At 68.3% G+C, this 17,990-nt stretch carries 13 protein-coding genes; 10 read left to right on the forward strand and 3 right to left on the reverse strand.

The features are described 5' to 3' along the window. Positions 1-15 precede the first annotated feature (15 nt). From ACQPYM_RS32985 to ACQPYM_RS33020, 8 genes are all read left to right on the forward strand, one after another. Complete coding sequence (locus ACQPYM_RS32985; protein WP_433008316.1) at positions 16-1,893, forward strand: fumarate reductase/succinate dehydrogenase flavoprotein subunit; 1,878 nt, start codon at positions 16-18, stop codon at positions 1,891-1,893. Continuing rightward, complete coding sequence (locus ACQPYM_RS32990; RefSeq protein WP_433008318.1) at positions 1,890-2,642, forward strand: succinate dehydrogenase/fumarate reductase iron-sulfur subunit; 753 nt, start codon at positions 1,890-1,892, stop codon at positions 2,640-2,642. The genes ACQPYM_RS32985 and ACQPYM_RS32990 overlap by 4 nt, the downstream gene beginning before the upstream one ends. 454 nt (positions 2,643-3,096) lie before the next feature. Continuing rightward, positions 3,097-5,073: an ABC1 kinase family protein gene (locus ACQPYM_RS32995; RefSeq protein ID WP_433008320.1), complete on the forward strand. Its 1,977-nt coding sequence runs from the start codon at positions 3,097-3,099 to the stop codon at positions 5,071-5,073. Positions 5,074-5,138: 65 nt separating this feature from the next. Further along, entirely contained in the window at positions 5,139-6,530 is a 1,392-nt protein-coding gene (locus tag ACQPYM_RS33000; protein ID WP_433008322.1) for an MFS transporter, read from the forward strand. A gap of 32 nt (positions 6,531-6,562) precedes the next feature. Continuing rightward, positions 6,563-7,141, forward strand: coding sequence for a TetR family transcriptional regulator (locus ACQPYM_RS33005; RefSeq protein WP_433008323.1), 579 nt, complete (start codon positions 6,563-6,565; stop codon positions 7,139-7,141). A 1-nt stretch (position 7,142) separates the two neighbouring features. After that, positions 7,143-8,726 (forward strand): carboxylesterase/lipase family protein, encoded by a 1,584-nt coding sequence (locus tag ACQPYM_RS33010; RefSeq protein ID WP_433008325.1) that lies wholly within the window; start codon positions 7,143-7,145, stop codon positions 8,724-8,726. 112 nt (positions 8,727-8,838) lie between these two features. After that, positions 8,839-9,126 carry a 4a-hydroxytetrahydrobiopterin dehydratase gene (locus ACQPYM_RS33015; protein ID WP_433008327.1) on the forward strand — a complete coding sequence of 96 codons (288 nt, stop codon included), beginning with the start codon at positions 8,839-8,841 and terminating at the stop codon, positions 9,124-9,126. A gap of 84 nt (positions 9,127-9,210) precedes the next feature. Continuing rightward, entirely contained in the window at positions 9,211-10,038 is an 828-nt protein-coding gene (locus ACQPYM_RS33020) for an acyltransferase domain-containing protein (protein ID WP_433008329.1), read from the forward strand. A gap of 12 nt (positions 10,039-10,050) precedes the next feature. On the opposite strand, the gene ACQPYM_RS33025 is transcribed toward ACQPYM_RS33020, so the two are convergent. From ACQPYM_RS33025 to ACQPYM_RS33035, 3 genes are all read right to left on the reverse strand, one after another. Then, entirely contained in the window at positions 10,051-10,680 is a 630-nt protein-coding gene (locus ACQPYM_RS33025; protein WP_433008331.1) for a DedA family protein, read from the reverse strand. Between the two features lie 98 nt (positions 10,681-10,778). Beyond that, positions 10,779-11,954, reverse strand: coding sequence for a cytochrome P450 family protein (locus tag ACQPYM_RS33030; RefSeq protein ID WP_433008333.1), 1,176 nt, complete (start codon positions 11,952-11,954; stop codon positions 10,779-10,781). A 10-nt stretch (positions 11,955-11,964) separates the two neighbouring features. Further along, positions 11,965-14,685, reverse strand: coding sequence for a helix-turn-helix transcriptional regulator (locus ACQPYM_RS33035; protein WP_433008335.1), 2,721 nt, complete (start codon positions 14,683-14,685; stop codon positions 11,965-11,967). 99 nt (positions 14,686-14,784) lie between these two features. On the opposite strand from ACQPYM_RS33035, the gene ACQPYM_RS33040 reads away from it, so the two are divergent. Together ACQPYM_RS33040 and ACQPYM_RS33045 are read left to right on the forward strand one after the other, a co-directional pair. Continuing rightward, a complete protein-coding gene (locus tag ACQPYM_RS33040; RefSeq protein WP_433008337.1) occupies positions 14,785-15,852 on the forward strand; it encodes a class I SAM-dependent methyltransferase in 1,068 nt (355 codons plus the stop codon). 25 nt (positions 15,853-15,877) lie between these two features. Next, on the forward strand, positions 15,878-17,977 hold the full coding sequence (locus tag ACQPYM_RS33045; RefSeq protein ID WP_433008339.1) for an alpha/beta fold hydrolase: 2,100 nt from the start codon (positions 15,878-15,880) through the stop codon (positions 17,975-17,977). Positions 17,978-17,990: the final 13 nt, after the last annotated feature.

A 17,990-nucleotide genomic window follows, 5' to 3' on the forward strand; every position in this document is an offset into this window, starting at 1 on the left:
GACGTCTGATCTCTTATGACTGAGCTGGAACGACACCAATACGACGTCGTCGTGATCGGGGCCGGCGGCGCCGGCCTGCGCGCGGCGATCGAGGCCCGTGAGCAGGGCAAGCGCACCGCGATCGTGTGTAAGTCGCTGTTCGGCAAGGCGCACACCGTGATGGCCGAGGGCGGCTGCGCGGCGGCGATGGGCAACGCGAACTCCAACGACAACTGGCAGGTCCACTACCGCGACACGATGCGCGGCGGGAAGTTCCTGAACAACTGGCGGATGGCCGAACTGCACGCGCAGGAAGCGCCCGACCGGGTCTGGGAGCTGGAGAGCTACGGCGCGCTGTTCGACCGTACGCCGGACGGCCGGATCAGCCAGCGCAACTTCGGCGGCCACTCCTACCCGCGGCTCGCGCACGTCGGCGACCGCACCGGCCTCGAACTCATCCGCACCCTGCAGCAGAAGATCGTCTCGCTGCAGCAGGAGGACTTCGCCGCCACCGGCGACTACGAGGCCAACCTCAAGGTGTACGCCGAGTGTACCGTGACCGAGTTGCTCAAGGACGGCGACGCGATCTCCGGTGCCTTCGGCTACTGGCGTGAGTCCGGCCGGTTCATCCTGTTCGACGCACCGGCGGTGATCCTGGCCACCGGTGGGGTCGGCAAGTCGTTCAAGGTCACCTCGAACTCGTGGGAGTACACCGGCGACGGTCACGCGCTGGCGATGCGGGCCGGCGCGACGCTGATCAACATGGAGTTCATCCAGTTCCACCCGACCGGCATGGTCTGGCCGCCGTCGGTGAAGGGCATCCTGGTCACCGAGTCGGTCCGCGGTGACGGCGGAGTACTGAAGAACTCCGAGGGCAAGCGGTTCATGTTCGAGTACGTGCCGGACGTGTTCCGGGCGCAGTACGCGGAGACCGAGGAAGAGGCCGACCGCTGGTACAAGGATGCCGACAACAACCGGCGTCCCCCCGAGCTGCTGCCCCGCGACGAGGTCGCCCGGGCGATCAACTCCGAGGTCAAGGCCGGCCGCGGTACGCCGCACGGTGGCGTCTTCCTGGACGTGTCGTCGCGGCTCCCGGCCGAGGAGATCAAGCGCCGGCTGCCGTCGATGCACCACCAGTTCAAGGAGCTCGCGGACGTCGACATCACCGCCGAGCCGATGGAGGTCGGCCCGACCTGTCACTACGTGATGGGTGGCGTCGAGGTGGACCCCGACACGGCGTCGTCCGTCGTACCGGGCCTGTTCGCGGCCGGTGAGGTCGCGGGCGGGATGCACGGGTCGAACCGGCTGGGCGGCAACTCGCTGTCCGACCTGCTCGTCTTCGGCCGCCGGGCCGGGATGGGCGCGGCGATGTACGTCGACTCGCTCGGTGCGAACCGGCCGAAGATCGCCGAGGCCGACATCGACACGGCGGCGGCCGAGGCGCTGGCGCCGTTCGAGCTCGAGGGCGGGGAGAACCCGTACACGATCCACCAGGAACTGCAGCAGGCGATGAACGACCTGGTCGGCATCATCCGCAAGGCCGAGGAGATGGAGCAGGCGCTCGCGCGGCTGGCCGAGTTCCGCGGCCGGATCGCGAAGATGACCGTCGAGGGCCACCGGCAGTTCAACCCGGGCTGGCACCTGGCGCTCGACCTGCGCAACATGCTGACCGTTTCGGAGTGCGTCGCCAAGGCGGCACTGGAGCGGGAGGAGTCGCGCGGCGGTCACACCCGCGACGACTTCCCGGGCATGAACGCCGAGTGGCGCAAGCTGCTGCTGGTCTGTGGGCTGAACGCCGACGGCAGCGTGGACGTTTCGCGCAAGGACCAGATCCCGATGCGCGAGGACCTGCTGGAGCTGTTCGAGCTGGACGAACTCAAGAAGTACCTGACCGAAGAGGAGCTGCCGGCATGACCTACAAAGGCAAGTTCCGGGTCTGGCGGGGTGACGCCGAAGGTGGTGAGCTCCAGGACTACGAGGTGGACGTCAACGAGGGCGAGGTCGTCCTCGACGTCATCCACCGGCTGCAGGCGACCCAGACACCGGACCTGGCGGTCCGCTGGAACTGCAAGGCCGGCAAGTGCGGCTCCTGCAGCGCCGAGATCAACGGCATGCCCAAGCTGATGTGCATGTGCCGGATGAACACGTTCGAGGAGGGCGAGACCGTCACGGTCACCCCGATGCGGACGTTCCCGGTGATCCGCGATCTGGTCACCGACGTCTCGTTCAACTACCAGAAGGCCCGCGAGATCCCCTCGTTCACTCCCCCGGCCGACCTGAAGCCGGGCGAGTACCGGATGCAGCAGGTCGACGTGGAGCGCTCGCAGGAGTTCCGCAAGTGCATCGAGTGCTTCCTGTGCCAGGACACCTGCCACGTGATCCGCGACCACGACGAGAACAAGGAGTCCTTCTCGGGCCCGCGCTTCCTGATGCGGATCGCCGAACTGGACATGCACCCCCTCGACGCCGCGGACCGCCAGCACCAGGCCCAGGACCAGCACGGCCTCGGCTTCTGCAACATCACCAAGTGCTGCACCGAGGTCTGCCCCGAACACATCAAGATCACCGACAACGCCCTCATCCCGATGAAGGAACGAGTCGCCGACCGCAAGTACGACCCCATAGTCTGGCTAGGCAACAAAATCCGCCGCCGCCCAGCCTGACCCAGCCGTACCCGAAGGCCGTCCCCAGCACCCGCTGCGGACGGCCTTCGCACGTCCAGGACCCGCACTGGAGAGCAGGAGCAGACTCGACCAGTGCACCAAGCTCGGCGATCCGCTCGGTCCAACCCCCACCCCAAGCCCCCGGCCCACGCTCGTCAAACCCGCACTTTGTGCACCGCCTGAGTGTCTACTCGCCGGTAGAACACTCTCGTCGTGCACAAAGTGCGCCTTTGGCGGCGATGGGGGTGGGGGTGGGCTGGGGGTGGGGTTTGGGGTTGGGGGTGGTAGGTGGCTCGGTGCGCGGCGGCCCGGCTGGAGTGCTCGGCAACCGGCGGCAGCCCCACTATCTCTTGTCTCGCTTTGTTCTGCTCGTCCGTAGTCGCTGCCGGGGGAGGGAGGTGGGTCCCTCGGGTGGGTGAGGTGGGTGGGTGATGCAGCGTTTAGGGTTCCCGGCATGGATGTGGTGGTTGTCGGGCTGATCAATGTCGGTGTGTTCATGGTGGTGTTTGTGCCGTTTTCGCAGCGGTTGCTGGGGGTGCGGTTCGGGTTGGGGCGGTTGGCGGTGGGGGCCGCTTTGACGTTGGCCATGTTTGGGCCGTTGATGACTGCGTTGGCTGGGCCCTTGCCCTGGACGGGGTCCAGCGGGGCGGCGTTCGCGTTGCTTGGGTTGACGGCGTTGTGTTCGATGTTGACCGGGTTGATCTTTCTGGTGTTGTCCGAGGCGCTGGTGCCGACCGGGTCGTTGCCTCGGGCCCGGGATTTGCGCCGGGATATTAGTGGCCGGGTGGCGCGCACTCGCCGTTATCTGCAGATCCTGCGGATCGCCATCAAGCACGGGCTCGGTCCGTATCTGCGGGGGCGCCGGCGCCCGGGGCATGAGAATGCGGCTGGGCAGGCTGATCTGGCTCGGTCGTTGCGGATCGCGCTCGACGAGGCTGGTGTCACCTTCGTCAAGCTCGGGCAGGTGTTGTCGACTCGGAGTGACGTCATCCCCGCATCGGTCGCGCTCGAGCTCAGCCGGTTGCAGGACCAGGTCTCCCCCGCGCCGTGGGATCAGGTCGAGGCCGTGCTCACCGAGGAGCTCGGTGCGCCGCCGCGGCAGGTGTTCGCCGACTTCTCCATCGAGCCTCTCGCCGCGGCTTCCGTGGCTCAGGTGTACGCCGCCCGGCTGGACGACGTACCGGTCGTGGTGAAGGTGCAACGGCCCGGCATCGCGAGTGTTGTCGCGCGGGATCTGGACATCGTGCAGCGACTCGCGCGGCTGCTCGAGCGGAACACCGACTGGGGCCGGTCGATGGGCGTGCGCTCGCTGGCCGAAGGGTTCGCCGACGCGATGCGCGAGGAGCTCGACTTCACCGTCGAGGCAGGCAACATGGCCAGCGTCGCGGCCGGCAAGTCGGTGACCAACAACCCCGACATCGTCGTACCGGAACTGCACAAGCGCTTGTGCACGCGACGGGTCCTCACGATGCAGCGCCTCGACGGGATCGGGCTCGGTGCGGCCGCTCCCTCGATCGCCGAGCGCGGTCTCGACCCCGCCCGGCTGGCGAAGGTGCTCTTCGAGTGCCTGCTCGGGCAGGTCGCGATCGACGGTGTCTTCCACGCGGACCCGCACCCGGGCAACTTCCTGCTGCTGACCGATGGCCGGATCGGCATGCTCGACCTCGGCTCGGTCGGGCGGCTCGATCCGTCCACCCGCGAAGCGCTGCAGCGGTTCCTGCTCGCCGTCGACCACGGCGACCCGGTCGCGGCGACCGACGCATTGCTGGAGATCGTCCACCGGCCGGACGTGATCGACGAGCAGAGCCTGGAGCGCGCGGTCGGCCAGTTCATGGCGCGGCATCTCGGTGCGGGCGCACAACTCGGCCCGGCCATGTTCAACGACCTGTTCCGGATCATCGCGTCGCACGAACTAGGGGTACCGCCCGAGGTCGCCGCGGTGTTCCGCGCCCTCGCCACTGTGGAGGGCACGATCGCGCGGATCTTCCCGGGCTTCGACCTCGTCGGCGCCTCCCGCCAGTTCGCCGCCGCGCACGTCACCGATCGGCTCGCCCCCGACGCACTGCGCCGTACGGCGACCGAAGAACTCGCCACCCTCCTGCCGATGCTCAGGAGACTGCCCCGCCGGATCGACCGGATCGCGGCCGCGGCGGAGAGCGGTCGTCTCAACCTCAACGTCCGCCTGTTCGCCGACGAACGCGACCGCCGGCACCTGACCGGCCTGCTCCACCAAGCACTGCTGGTGATCCTCGGCTCGACCGCGGGCCTGATGGCGGTCCTGCTCCTCGGTACGCCGGGCGGCCCGCGGGTGACCACCACGCTCACCCTCTACCAGCTCTTCGCCTACAACCTGCTGGTCATCTGCGCAGTCCTCGTACTACGGGTCCTGGTGCTCGTCTTCCGCCTACCCGACAGCCGATCTCGCACCTGACGCCGAACACCAAGTCACCCTGACCGTTTGACCTCAAGCGCGCTTTAACACTCAGGATTGCCGGCATGCCCGCCACTGAGGTCTCCCCACCACCGCCCCGGCTGTTCAGCGGAACCCACCTGCCGCTCGTTCTCGGCGTCATCTCGCTGGTCACCCTGGCCGCGTTCGAGAACCGCGCGGTGGGAACCGCGTTGCCGACGATGGTGCAGGAGTTCGACGCGTTGAGCGCCTTCGGCCTGGCCAATGCCGCGCCGAATGCGAGCTACCTGGTATCGCTGGCGATCGCCGGATTGTGGAGCGACCGTCGCGGTCCGATCCCGACGCTGCGGGCCGGTGCGATCGCATTCGCGCTGGCCCAGTTGCTGGTCGGCACAGCGCAGGGCATGCCGATGGTGGTGGCCGGCCGACTGCTGAGTGGCTTCGCGGAAGGCCTGCTCGACGTCGCCCTGATGGTGCTCGTGGCAAGGACTCTTCCGGCCGTACTACGCCCGCGGATGTTCTCGTTGTTCGCGGCCATGTGGATTCTCCCGTCAGTCGCGGGCCCATTCTTGACCGGCTTGGTGACCGAGCAGGTCGGCTGGCGATGGGTCTTCCTCGGCGCACTCTTCTTGCTGGTGCCGAGCTGGTTCCTGCTCCGGCCGGCGATGCGAGTCGCCTCGCGCACACCCGCGCCCGAACGCAGTACGGAGGATGCCGCTGAGTTGGCTGCGTGGCGCGCCGCCATGCCGTGGGCGTTCGCCGCGTCGGTTGCGCTCTTCTCGATGACGCTGGCCGGCGACCAACTGGAGCATCACCGCTGGCCGGCCGGGGTGACGATCGCGGTGAGCGTCGTGGTGCTCGCCACGGCCGCGGTTCGGGTGATGCCTCGGGGCACGTTCGTACTCCGGCGCGGCTTCCCGTCCGTCGTCGCGGCGCGCGGGCTGACCGGTGCGGCCTTCGCGGGCACGGGCGCCTACCTGCCACTCCTGCTCACCCTGGAACACGACTTCAGCCCGTCCCGCGCCGGCATCACGCTGTCGATCACCGGCGTCAGCTGGGCATTCGGCTCCTGGCTGCAGGGGCGCGAGCACGGCTTGCAGCGAGTGACCGTACTGCGCTCAGGCCTGACGCTGATGACTGCTGGACTGGCCGGCACCTCCCTGCTCGCGTGGGCCGGCGACATCCTCTGGCTCGGCCTGATCGGCTGGACGATCGCCGGGATCGGCATGGGCCTCAGTTCGTCGAGCCTGTCGGTGCTGACCCTCGATCTGTCCGACGACAGCAACTCGGGCCGCAACGTCAGCGCCGCCCAGATGGCCGGGACGATGAGCATCTCCACCGCGCTCGCGATCAGCGGAACCCTGCTGGCGCTCAACGCCGGCGATCCGCGCCCGTGGGTCTTCGGTGTCATCATCTCCGCCGGCGTCGCCCTGGCCCTCGCCGCCCTCCTCACCGCGACCAGAATCCGCACCACATGACCTAATTTGCTTGGCTGAGCTAATATTTGCTTATGCGAGCAAAACGAACCCTGACCGAGCAGGCGCGCCGGGCCCAGATCGTCGCGGCGGCGATCGAGGTGATCGCGCGGGACGGTGTCGCGCAGGCGTCGTTCAAGGAGATCGCCCGCGAGGCCGGGCTGAGCAGTACCGGCCTGATCTCCTACCACTTCGCCGGCAAGCAGGAGCTGATCGAGGAGGTCGGCCGCGAGATCCTGACCCGGTTCGGCGAGTTCGTCCTCACCCGGACCGACGGCGTCGAGGAACCGCTCGCCGTCCTGCACGGCTTCGTCGAGGCGAACGTCGCGTTCCTCCGCACCCATCGCAGCCACGCGTCCACCCTGGTCCGGATCAAGAGCGACCTCGCGCCGGCCGAGCTGACCCGTTCCGACCAGGCCGCCCTCGCCGCGGTGCTCGAGCAGGGCCAACGGAGCGGCGTACTGCGGGACTTCGATCCGCAGCTCGTTGCCGTCTTCATCCTCTCGATTCGCGACGGCCTGATCCGCCAACTCGACCTGGACCCTGAGTTGGACCTCGACGCGGCGGCCCAGGAGTTCGCGACTCTCGTCGACCTCACCACCAGGAAGGCCTGAGATGAAACGCCTACTGGCACTCCCCCTTGCCCTTCTCCTAGTTGCCGGCTGCAACGAGGACCCACCACCACAAGCAGAACCGCCCGGCCCGGTCGTCCACACGGACACCGGCGACGTCCGCGGCATCGTGCATCCCGACCGCCGCGTCTTCAACGGCGTCCCGTACGCCGCCCCGCCCGTCGGCGACCTGCGCTGGGCACCGCCCGAACCGGCCAAGCCGTGGACCGGCGAACGCGCCGCCACCAAACCGGGCAGCGCCTGCCCACAGAACAAGAACGCCATCGCAAACCTTGCCAGCAGCAACGAAGACTGCCTGTTCCTCAACGTCACCACGCCGAAGTCCGCCTCACCCGAGCAGCGCAAGCCGGTGATGGTGTGGATCCACGGCGACGGCGCGATCGGTGCGGGCGACCAGTTCGACCCAGCGCGACTCGCGGTCACCGGTGACGTCGTGGTGATCACCTTCAACTTCCGCCTCGGCGTCTTCGGCGGTTTCGGGTTCCCCGGCCTCGAGCACTCCGGCACGATCGGCCTGCAGGATCAACGCGCCGTACTGCGCTGGGTCCAGCGCAACGCGGCCGCCTTCGGTGGCGACCCGGCCAACGTGACCCTGTTCGGCGTCTCGTACGGCGCGACCGCGACCAGCGCGCATCTGATGTCGGAGCAGTCGCGCGGACTGTTCCACCGGGTCATCATGCAGAGCGGCTTCACCCTGATGGACATGCCTGCCGGCGCGACCTATCCAGGACTACCCGCACTGCCGTGGTACGGGTGGACCACGACGAAGGATGCCGAGACGCAAGGCCAGGTGGTCGCGAAACAGCTTGGCTGCAAGGATCTTGCCTGCCTTCGCAAGGTGCCGGCGCCGAAGCTTCTCGCCGTACCGCAGGTGATGAACATCTTCCAGCCGTATGCGCTGGGCAACGATCAGCTACCGCCTGATCCGGACAAGGCGCTTGCTGCTGGCAACTTCACCGAGGTGCCGGTGCTGTCCGGGACGACGCGGGACGAGCACACCACATTCGTAGCGTTCTTCCGGGAGCTGGCCGGCAGCCCGGTGACCGCGGCCGGCTATCCGGAACTGCTCCGCACGGCCTTTGGCGACCAGGCCGCGAAGGTCGCCGCGGAGTACCCGTTGAAGGACTATCCGACACCGGCCAGGGCCTGGGCTGCGGTGATCACGGACCGGATGTGGGCCCGGTCCCAGCTCCGGCAGAACCAGTTGCTCTCGGCAAAGAACCCGCTGTGGTTCTACGAGTTCGCCGACCGGGACGCACCGCTCGACATCCCGTTCCCGAAGGGCTACGACCCGGGCGCCTGGCACGCAGGCGACGTGAGCTACCTGTTCCCCGATTCCAAGAGCACCGCGGCGATGCGGCCGGACCAGGTCGCGCTGTCGGACACGATGATCCGCTACTGGGCGAACTTCGCCCATCGCGGCGACCCGAACGGCACCGGCGTACCGGAGTGGAAGCGGTTCAGCGGGCCCGGCAGCGTCCAGTCGCTGGCTCCCGGCAAGATCGCGCCGGTCGACTACGAACAGGAGCACCGACTGGCCTTCTGGCGGTCACTGGAGCCCAAATAGAAGCACTAGTGCGTCGTGCCGGACATTCCGTTGCGCTACCGGCGCCCAGGCACGCACCTGGGCGCCGCTATCGCTAACGGAATGTCCGGCACGACGCACTAGAGTGTCGGCTATGGCTGAGCTGCTGACCGATGACCAGATCGACGCCGCGTTGCGTGACCACCTGCCCGAGTGGAAGGTCGTGGACAACGCGCTGGTGCGCAGCGTGAAGAAGCCCTCCTTCCTGGACGGCATCCGGCTGGTCGCGACGGTGGCCCAGCTGGCCGAGTCGATGAACCACCACCCCGACATCGACATCCGCTACACCACGATCACCTTCCGGGTCACCAACCACGAAGCCGGCGGCCTCACCGACGACGACCTGGTGCTGGCCCGCCACATCGACACCGCCGCCGGCTGACCCGCCGCCACAGCCGGCCAGGACAACGCCCAGGCACCGGAAACCGGGAGGCTTGGTAAGTATCCAACGGCTACGGTTGAGTGTGTGACTACCGTTGACGAGTACCGCCTGCTGGGTTTCACCGACGCCGATCGGGAGGCCGCGGAGCAGTTCGAGGCCGATCCGGCCGCGGTCGAGAAGCTGGCCGGGCAGCTCCGTACCGCGATCGGCGCGTTCCGCCCCGAGGGTGACGGGCTGGAGATGCCCGACGACCCGCGCATCTCGGTCGCGGCGTTCCTGGAGACGCTGCCCGACATCCGGCGGTACCACCAGGAGCGCGGGGTCAGCGACGAGGTCAGCTGGGCCACGCTGGCCGATCTGGGACAACAGCTCGACGTACACCGCCGGACGTTCGGCGAGTACGGCCTGGCGACGCACTGGTGGATGGCGATCCACTGGAGCGGCGTCCTCTACGCGCTCGGCCGGCTCCAGTTCCTGCTGCACCAGGTGCCGGCGGACAAGCCGGTGCCCGGGACCGAGACTGGTGAGTGGGTCATCGGCGTCCACATCCCCGAGACGGGTCCGCTGACGCCCGAGGCGATCGACGACAGTTTCGACCAGGCTCGTGAGTTCTTCCCGCGCGTGTTCCCGGAGTACCCGGTGAAGACCGCGACGCTCGGCTCCTGGCTGCTCGACCCGTACCTGCTGGACAACCTGCCGCAGGACTCCAACATGGTCCGGTTCGGCCGCCGCTTCACCCCGTACGGCGAACCGCGCGACTCTCAGGACAGCGCGATCTTCTTCACGTTCCGCAGCCACGATCTCGACAAGCTGGACGAGTTCCCGCAGGACACCAAGCTGCAGCGCCTCATCGTCGAGCGGATCAAGGCCGGCGGCACCTGGCAGAACGCCTTCGGCTACCTCAAGCTCTGAAGCAAGAGCTTCTCAGCCCGCGGTGGCCCTGGAGGCACGGCGGCGGACCGCGATCCGGCGGCTGGTCTCGATGACGAGACCGATCGTGAAGGCCATGCCGAGACTGAACGCGAGCGCCTTGAGCGAGTCGTGCGCGAAGGCGTCCCCGCCCAGGTAGCCGAGCAGCGCGACGTAGGTGTAGGCGATCGTGACGCCGGCGGCGGTGAACAGGATGAACTTGCGGTACGAGTACGCCGTCGCTCCGGCGGTCAGCGTCGCGACCATCCGCGCGCCCGGGACGTAACGCACGGTCATCAGGATCAGCCCGCCGCGCGAGTGCAGCGCCTTGGACACCTTCTCGAACATCCGCTGCCGGGCGTCCCGGCGGCGCATCCAGCGCAGCAGCGTGGGACCTGAACCACGGCCGAGCAGGTAGCAGACGGATTCGCCGATGATCGAGCCGGCCATCGCGGCGACGATCACCAGCAGCAGGTTCTGGTGGCCGGCCGCGGCTGCCATCCCCGCGGTGACGACCAGGCCCTCGCTCGGTACGACCGGGAAGACGGCGTCGATGGCGGCGGCCAGGAAGAGCACCAGGATCAGCCAGGGAGACGCCATGGCGACCTCGAGGACGTGCCGGGCGGTCTCCATCAGCTCTGTCACGACTTGAAGCATGCCATCCGAAGTCAACCCCCACCGAATCCGCGAACCCGCCGCCAGGCGGGAGAGCACCAGAAATTCATCCGTAAGGACCAGTGCGTTTACAGCCTCACCGGCAGCCGGGTGATGGCATTGATCAGCAGTCCCTGGCTGCGGATCGGGTCGTCGTCGGCGGCCAGTTCCAGCCCGGGAAAGCGGTCGAAGAGCATGCCGAGCGCGATCCGGCCCTCCAGCCTGGCCAGCGGTGCGCCGAGGCAGTGATGGATGCCGTGGCCGAACGCGACGTGCGAGGCCTCCCGGGTGATGTCGAGCCGGTCGGGCTGCTCGAACTTGCCCGCGTCGCGGTTGGCGGCGAGCAGCGCGAAGACGATCACCTCACCCGGCGCGATCACGTGCCAGCCGATCTCGATCGGGGCCTTGGCGATGTACGGGATCGCGGCCTGCAGCGGGCCGTCGTACCGGAGGAGCTCCTCGACGGCGGCCGGCAGTCGCTCGGGCTCGGCCTTGAGCAGCGCCAGCTGGTCCGGGTTCCGCAGGAGCGCGTGGACGCCGTTGGTGATCAGGCTGACGGTGGTCTCGTGCCCGGCCGCGAGCAGCAGGTAGACCATCGAGGTGAGTTCGTCCGGGCTCAACCGGTCGCCGCCGTCGCGGACCGCGATCAGGTCCGACAGCAGGTCGTTCGAGGGGCTGACGCGCTTGTCCTCGATCAGTTCGCGGATGAACATGACCATCGCGGTCGCGGCCTCGATGTAGACCTCGGCCGGGTGGACGGCCGCGTTGACCACCACCGACGACCAGCGTCGGAAGTCGTCCCGCCGGATCGCCGGGATGCCGATCAGCTCGGAGATCACCGTGATCGGCAGCGGGTAGCTGTAGGAGTCGACCAGATCGACCTCGCCGCCCGCGGCCGCCATCTCGTCCAGCAGGCCGGCGGCGATCTCCAGGATCCGCGGTTCCAGCTGCTCGATCCGGCGCCGGGTGAAGGCGGCCGAGACGAGCTTGCGCAGGCGGGTGTGGTCGGGCGGGTTGGCGCTGAGCATGTGCTGCTCCAGCGACGCGATCAGTTCGTCGGTCACCTCGTCGCGGTGCGGCCCGTCCAGCTCCGACCTGACCACATCGGGATGCGCCAGCAACTCCCGCGTCTCGGCGTACCCGGTCACCAGCCAGACCGGTACGCCGGTGAACAGGGTCAAGCGATGGAGCGGGGCCTTCGCACCCAGTTCCGCGAAGCCCGCGTGCCGTTTCGTTCCACTCGTTTCCAGATAGGGCGAGGTCACGTCGGCCAGGTTACGTCGGCCCCGGGCCACCCTTCGCGAGAATTTCGGCCAGCTCCGGACGAGAGTGGATGCCCAGTTTCGTGTAGACCTTGCGCAGGTGGTACTCGACCGTCTTGGGGCTCAGGAAGAGTCGTGCCGCGACACTGCGGGTGCTGTGCCCGTCGGCAAGGAGCCGGGCGATCTGCCGCTCCTGCGGGGTCAGGTCGTCCGCAGTACTGGGCTCTCGGCGGCGTGCTGTCTCCCCTGTGGCCTTCAGCTCGGCCGCAGCCTGGTCGGCCCAGCCTGGTGCACCTAGCTGGTCGAACGCTGCTACTGCGCGCCGTAGCTGCTCGCGGGCATCCACCCGCCGTCGTACGCGCCGCAGCCAGGCTCCGTAGACCAGGCGGGTCCGTGCGGCCTGGAAGACGTCCAGTGTCCGTTCATGCCACTCCAACGCTTGCAGGAACTGCTGCTCATCCTCGTCGACCAGTCCCAACGCCCTGGCCGCCCTCGCCTGCGCCCACGGCTGCCCCTTCTCACCAGCCCGTACTGCGAAAGCCCGCGCCACCGCGGCAGCGTCGTCGGCTCTCCCTAGTCGCAGGTAGACCTCGACCAGCTCCGGTACTGGCGACAGGTCAGGGTCCAGCACTCCCAACGACGTCAGCACTTCAGCCAACCGCTCGTACTGCGGCAGCGCCGACTGTGGATCGCCCTGGCCCAGTGCCAGCTCCCCCAACGCGAACAGCGACCAGACGAGCCCCAGATGGATCTGCCGCTCCGAGCAGATCTCCATCGCCTCCGCGGCGAGTGCCCGGCACTGCGCTGCGTGCCCCTGCTGGGCCGACAGCCACGCCAGTCCCGCCAGGTTGAGCGCCAGCTCGGTCGTCTGCCCGGTCTCTCGGCTCAGCCGGATCCCCTCGTCGTACGACGCAGCCGCATCAGCCCAGCGCTCAGTGGTTGCGTCATCACGGGCCAGCAGGAAGAGCACCGCCGGCAGTACTCCGACCGCGACCTGGTCCCGTCGTTCCCGCATCGCCTCTTCGATCAGGGCGCGGCCGGTACCGCTCTCGCGCAGGAACATCGGGGCGAGCATCATCCAGACCTGGCGGCGCCGGTCGTGTTCCAGGGCCACCGACGGTGCCAGCGCCAGGGCCTGACGGATCTCCTCGGTCCCGCCACGGCCAGAGAGCACCTTGGCGACCCCACAAGCGAGCAGGCCGATCACGCGAGTACCTGGGCGATCGATGTCCTGCAGCAACTTGCTCAGGTTGTCTGCAGCTTGCAGAGCCCCAGCAGCGTCGCCTAGGCGGAAGCAGGCGTTGACCACGTCAGCGAGTAGACCCACTGCCGCTTCCGGGTCGGCACTCTCAGCCGCTGCGAACAGGATGTCGCGGGCTCTTGCAGGGGAGCCACACTTCAGCGCGATGTCGCCGCGCAGCTCGTTGGCGTGAGTACGGACCTGCTGGGGTGGATCCAGGGCGAGTGCCTCACTCAGCAACTCGTCCGCTCGCTCCGGCGACCCGGCAAACCAGGCCGCCTCACCTGCTGCGACCAGCCGCAGCGCGCGAGCGCCCGTAGTACCGGTGAGGCGGGCGGCTCGTTCGAAGGCGGTTGCGGCGACTGCGTGTGCTCCGCGGTCTACCGCGTGGTTGCCGGCTACCTCCAGTGCGGCGGCTACTGCGTCGTCTGTGCCGAGTGTTGCCTCGGAGAGGTGCCAGGCGCGGCGGTCGTCATCCTGTACTGCGTTGGCCACCGCTAGGTGGACAGCACGACGGTGAGCGGGCTCGGCGTTCGAGTAGATGGCAGAGCGGACCAGGGGGTGCCTGAACTCGACACGACCGTCCTTGAGCTTCACCAGCGAGGCCCGCTCCCCTTCGGCGAAGACGGCGATGTCAACGCCCAGGTCGGCGCAGGCGCGGGCCACTACTCCCAACTCACCGTCATCCACGGAGGCGACGAGCAGTGCGGTCCGAGCAGCCTCACTGAGCTTGTTTGCCCTTGCAGCAAAGGCTTCTGCGAGCAGTGCCGGGACAGGCACCGGTACTCCGGGCGGAACGCGTCGCAGCTGCTCGGGATCCCTTGCCAGCTCCAGGAGTGCCAGCGGGTTGCCCGCGACCGTGCGGTGGAGACTGGCGACCAGGTCGACCGGCAGTCCCGCGACCAGCTCCTGTGCCGCCTCCAGCCCGACCCCACTCAGCTGAAGCTGCGGCAGGTCCGCCTGAGCCAACGGATGCACCTCACCGGCCCGCGCCGCGATCACCAGCACAATCGGATCAGCCACCAACCGCCGAGCTGCGAACAACAACGCCTCAGCACTCGGCAGGTCCAGCAGATGCGCGTCATCCACCAACACCGCCACCGGCGCCCGCTCGGCGTACCGGCAAACCAAACTCAGCACTCCCGCTCCCACGGCGAACCGCTCCTGCGCGCTGGCACTGGAGTGTCCGGTTGTGGCAGTCAGGGCAAGAGCAGCTGACAGTGCCTCCCGCTGGGGTGCGGGGATTCGGGAGAGTTCGCCGAGCGCGGGGCGAAGGAGCTGATGGAGGGCACTGAACGGAATCTCGTGTTCTGCTTCGGTGCCGCGAGCCGTCAGGACGCGCAGGCCCGCGGCGAGTGTCGCCGCCTCGGTCACGAGAGCTGTCTTCCCGATTCCCGGTTCTCCGGTGATCAGGAGTACCCCGCTGGATCCCACCCGCGCCCCCGCGACCAGCCGTTCGATCGCCCGCCGTTCGGTCGCCCGCCCGATCAGCATGTCTGGCAGTACACCACCTACCGACTAGGTAGGTCACCTGATGCGAGCAACTCCCCCGCACTCCTAGGTTCGCGGTACAGATCCAGGGAGGGAACTGACATGACCACAGTCGCAATCGACATGGACAAACTGATGGCGTTCGTGGGGCAGGCCGTGGGCGAGGTGGGGGCGACGCTGAACGCGGCGCTGGTCGTCATGGGCGACCGCCTCGGCTACTACCGCGCACTGGCCGACGCAGGCGCGACCACACCCGCCGAGCTGGCCGAGCGCACCAACACCAGCGAGCACTACACACGCGAATGGCTCAACGCACAGGCCGCCGGGGGCTTCGTCGAGTACGACCCGGCCACCGGTAAGTACCTGCTGCCGCCGGAGCAGGCAGTAGCGCTGACGGACGAGAACAGCCCGGCATTCCTGCCCGGCTTCTTCCAGATCGCTCTCGGCACCGTGCAGCACACCAGCCAGACCATCGAGGCGGCCAGGAGCGGTGCGGGCATCGGCTGGCACGAGCACACCTCCGACGTCCACATCGGCTGCGAGCGGTTCTTCCGCCCCGGCTACAACGCGAACCTGGTGGCCGGCTGGCTGCCCGCCCTCGACGGCGTCGTACAGAAGCTGGAGACGGGTGCCAGGGTGGCCGACATCGGCTGCGGGCACGGTGCCTCGACCATCCTGATGGCCCAGGCTTTCCCGCGCTCCACCTTCGTCGGTTCCGACTACCACGCGGAGTCGATCGAGACCGCCCGGTTGCGAGCGGACGAGGCCGGGGTCGCGGATCGTGTGACGTTCGAGGTCGCGGCAGCTACGCAGTACGGCGGAACCGGGTACGACCTGGCGACCACCTTCGACGCGCTGCACGACATGGGCGACCCGGTCGGCGCCGCCAAGCACGTCCGTGAGTCGCTGGCGCCCGACGGCACCTGGATGGTCGTCGAGCCGATGGCGGGCGACCGTGTCGAGGACAACCTCAACCCGGTCGGCCGCGCCTACTACGGCTTCTCCACACTGCTCTGTACTCCGGCCTCGCTGTCGCAGGACGTCGGCCTGGCACTGGGCACTCAAGCCGGCCCGGCCCGCATCCGCGACGTCACCACGGCAGCGGGCTTCACCCAGTTCCGTACCGCGGCCGAGACCCCCTTCAACCTGGTCTTCGAAGTCCGCCCCTGACACAGTGCGACTAGGGGGTGAGCACATGCATCAGGTTGTAGAGCGCCCTGCTCGACCGGCCGACCAGATGGGGACGGTCGAGCGGGACGGCGTGACGATCGCGTACCAGGTCTGGGACGGGCCCGCCGGCAAGACAGGGCCCACGGTTGTCCTCCTGCCGACCTGGTCGATCGTGCCGTCGCGGGTGTGGAAGGCACAGGTGCCCTACCTGGCCAGGCACTTCCGGGTGATCACCTTCGACGGCAGGGGCGCTGGTGCTTCCAGCAGGCCGGTAGGGGCCGCGGCGTACGCGGATCAGGAGTACGTCGCGGACGCGCTCGCAGTACTGGATGCAGCGGGTGCTCAGCAGTGCGTGCTCGTCGGGTTCTCGCGGGGGTGCCCGTGGGCGCTGCAGCTGGCAGCAGCGCAACCTGATCGTGTACTGGGCATCGTCTGTGTCGGTGTGGCGGCCGGGCTCGTCCCGAGTCTGGAGGAAAGGTCCCGCTGGAACTGGAACGAGCGGCACGACAGCAACGAAGGCTGGGCGAAGTACAACCGGCACTACTGGCTGGAAGGCGGCTACGAGGACTTCGTCCGGTTCTTCTTCGGGCAGCTCTTCAACGAGCCGCACTCCACCAAGCAGACCGAGGACTGCATCCGGTGGAGCCTGCAGACCACTCCAGAGGTGCTGGTGGACACCGAGGAGGCCCGGCAGGACCGTACGCCGGGTGCACCCGACGTGACGTGCCCAGTGCTGGTGGTGCAGGGCGACAAGGACGCCATCCGGCCTTATGCCGAAGGTGTCCGGCTCGCCGAGCTGACCGGTGGTTCGCTCGTCACGATCGCGGGTGGCGGCCACGCGCCGCACGCCCGCGATCCGGTGGCGTTCAACCGGCTGCTGAAAGCCTTCGTCGACCAGGTCGCGCCACAGCCGGTACGGCGTACCTGGGTGCGCGCGATGAACCGGCCGCGACGGGCGCTCTACCTGTCGTCACCGATCGGTCTCGGGCATGCTCGACGCGACCTGGCGATCGCCCAGGAGCTGCGTCGCCGCCGGCCGGAGCTGCAAATCGACTGGCTCGCGCAACATCCCGTCACGCGGGTGCTCGAGGACTCCGGCGAGACGGTCCACCCGGCGTCGGCGTACCTGATCAACGAGTCGGCGCACGTGGAGTTCGAGGCCGAGGAGCACGACCTGCACGCGTTCCAGGCGATCCGCCGGATGGACGAGATCCTGGTCGCCAACTTCCTCACCTTCGCCGATGTGGTGGACGACCGGCACTACGACCTGGTGATCGGCGACGAGGCGTGGGAGGTCGACTACTTCCTGCACGAGAATCCGGAGCTCAAACGCTTCTCCTATGCCTGGCTGACCGACTTCGTCGGCTGGCTCCCGATGCCCGACGGCGGCGCCGCGGAGGCTCACCTGACCGCGGACTACAACGCCGAGATGCTGGGCCATCGGGCCCGCTTCCCGCGGTTGCGCGATCACTCGCTCTTCGTCGGCGACTCCGACGACATCATCACCGCGACCTTCGGCCCAGGCCTGCCCTCGATCCGCGACTGGACCACGGCCAACTACACCTTCACCGGCTACATCACGGGCTTCCGGCCGGCTCTTGAGCAACCTCGGCGTCGCAGTGACCGGCTGTTGTGTGTAGTGACCGTCGGCGGATCAGGGGTCGGCTCTGCTCTACTGCGGCGAGTGCTCGATGCGGTGCCGCTGGCTCGCCGACTGGTGCCGGAGCTGGAGTTCATGTTCGTCACTGGGCCACGGCTCGACCCAGCCGAACTGCCCGTCGTCGAAGGCGTGACCGTGCACGGCTACCTGCCGGATCTCCCGCAGCAACTGGCGGTGGCCGATCTGGCCATCACCCAGGGCGGCTTGACCACCTGCATGGAGCTGACGGCACAGCGGGTGCCGTTCATCTACATACCGCTGCAGCACCACTTCGAGCAGGAGTTCCACGTCCGCACCCGCCTCGACCGCTACAACGCCGGCCACCACCTGAGTTACGCCGAAGCCTCCGACCCCCAGGTACTGGCCGAGGCGATCGCCAAGCGGCTGACCCAACCGGTCGACTACCTCCCGGTGGCCACGGACGGCGCGGTGCGAGCCGCCGAGCTCCTCGACCAGCTCCTGTGACCTCTTGACAAAC

Origin of the sequence: Kribbella sp. CA-294648 (genome assembly GCF_050943845.1) — a bacterium.
Lineage (GTDB): Bacteria > Actinomycetota > Actinomycetes > Propionibacteriales > Kribbellaceae > Kribbella.

Coding starts and splice junctions, on each gene's coding strand:
- ACQPYM_RS32985 (WP_433008316.1), top strand. CDS start 16: ATGACTGAGCTGGAACGACACCAATACGACGTCGTCGTGATCGGGGCC.
- ACQPYM_RS33005 (WP_433008323.1), top strand. CDS start 6,563: ATGCGAGCAAAACGAACCCTGACCGAGCAGGCGCGCCGGGCCCAGATC.
- ACQPYM_RS33010 (WP_433008325.1), top strand. CDS start 7,143: ATGAAACGCCTACTGGCACTCCCCCTTGCCCTTCTCCTAGTTGCCGGC.
- ACQPYM_RS33040 (WP_433008337.1), top strand. CDS start 14,785: ATGACCACAGTCGCAATCGACATGGACAAACTGATGGCGTTCGTGGGG.
- ACQPYM_RS33000 (WP_433008322.1), top strand. CDS start 5,139: ATGCCCGCCACTGAGGTCTCCCCACCACCGCCCCGGCTGTTCAGCGGA.
- ACQPYM_RS33015 (WP_433008327.1), top strand. CDS start 8,839: ATGGCTGAGCTGCTGACCGATGACCAGATCGACGCCGCGTTGCGTGAC.
- ACQPYM_RS33035 (WP_433008335.1), bottom strand. CDS start 14,685: ATGCTGATCGGGCGGGCGACCGAACGGCGGGCGATCGAACGGCTGGTC.
- ACQPYM_RS33045 (WP_433008339.1), top strand. CDS start 15,878: ATGCATCAGGTTGTAGAGCGCCCTGCTCGACCGGCCGACCAGATGGGG.
- ACQPYM_RS32990 (WP_433008318.1), top strand. CDS start 1,890: ATGACCTACAAAGGCAAGTTCCGGGTCTGGCGGGGTGACGCCGAAGGT.
- ACQPYM_RS32995 (WP_433008320.1), top strand. CDS start 3,097: ATGGATGTGGTGGTTGTCGGGCTGATCAATGTCGGTGTGTTCATGGTG.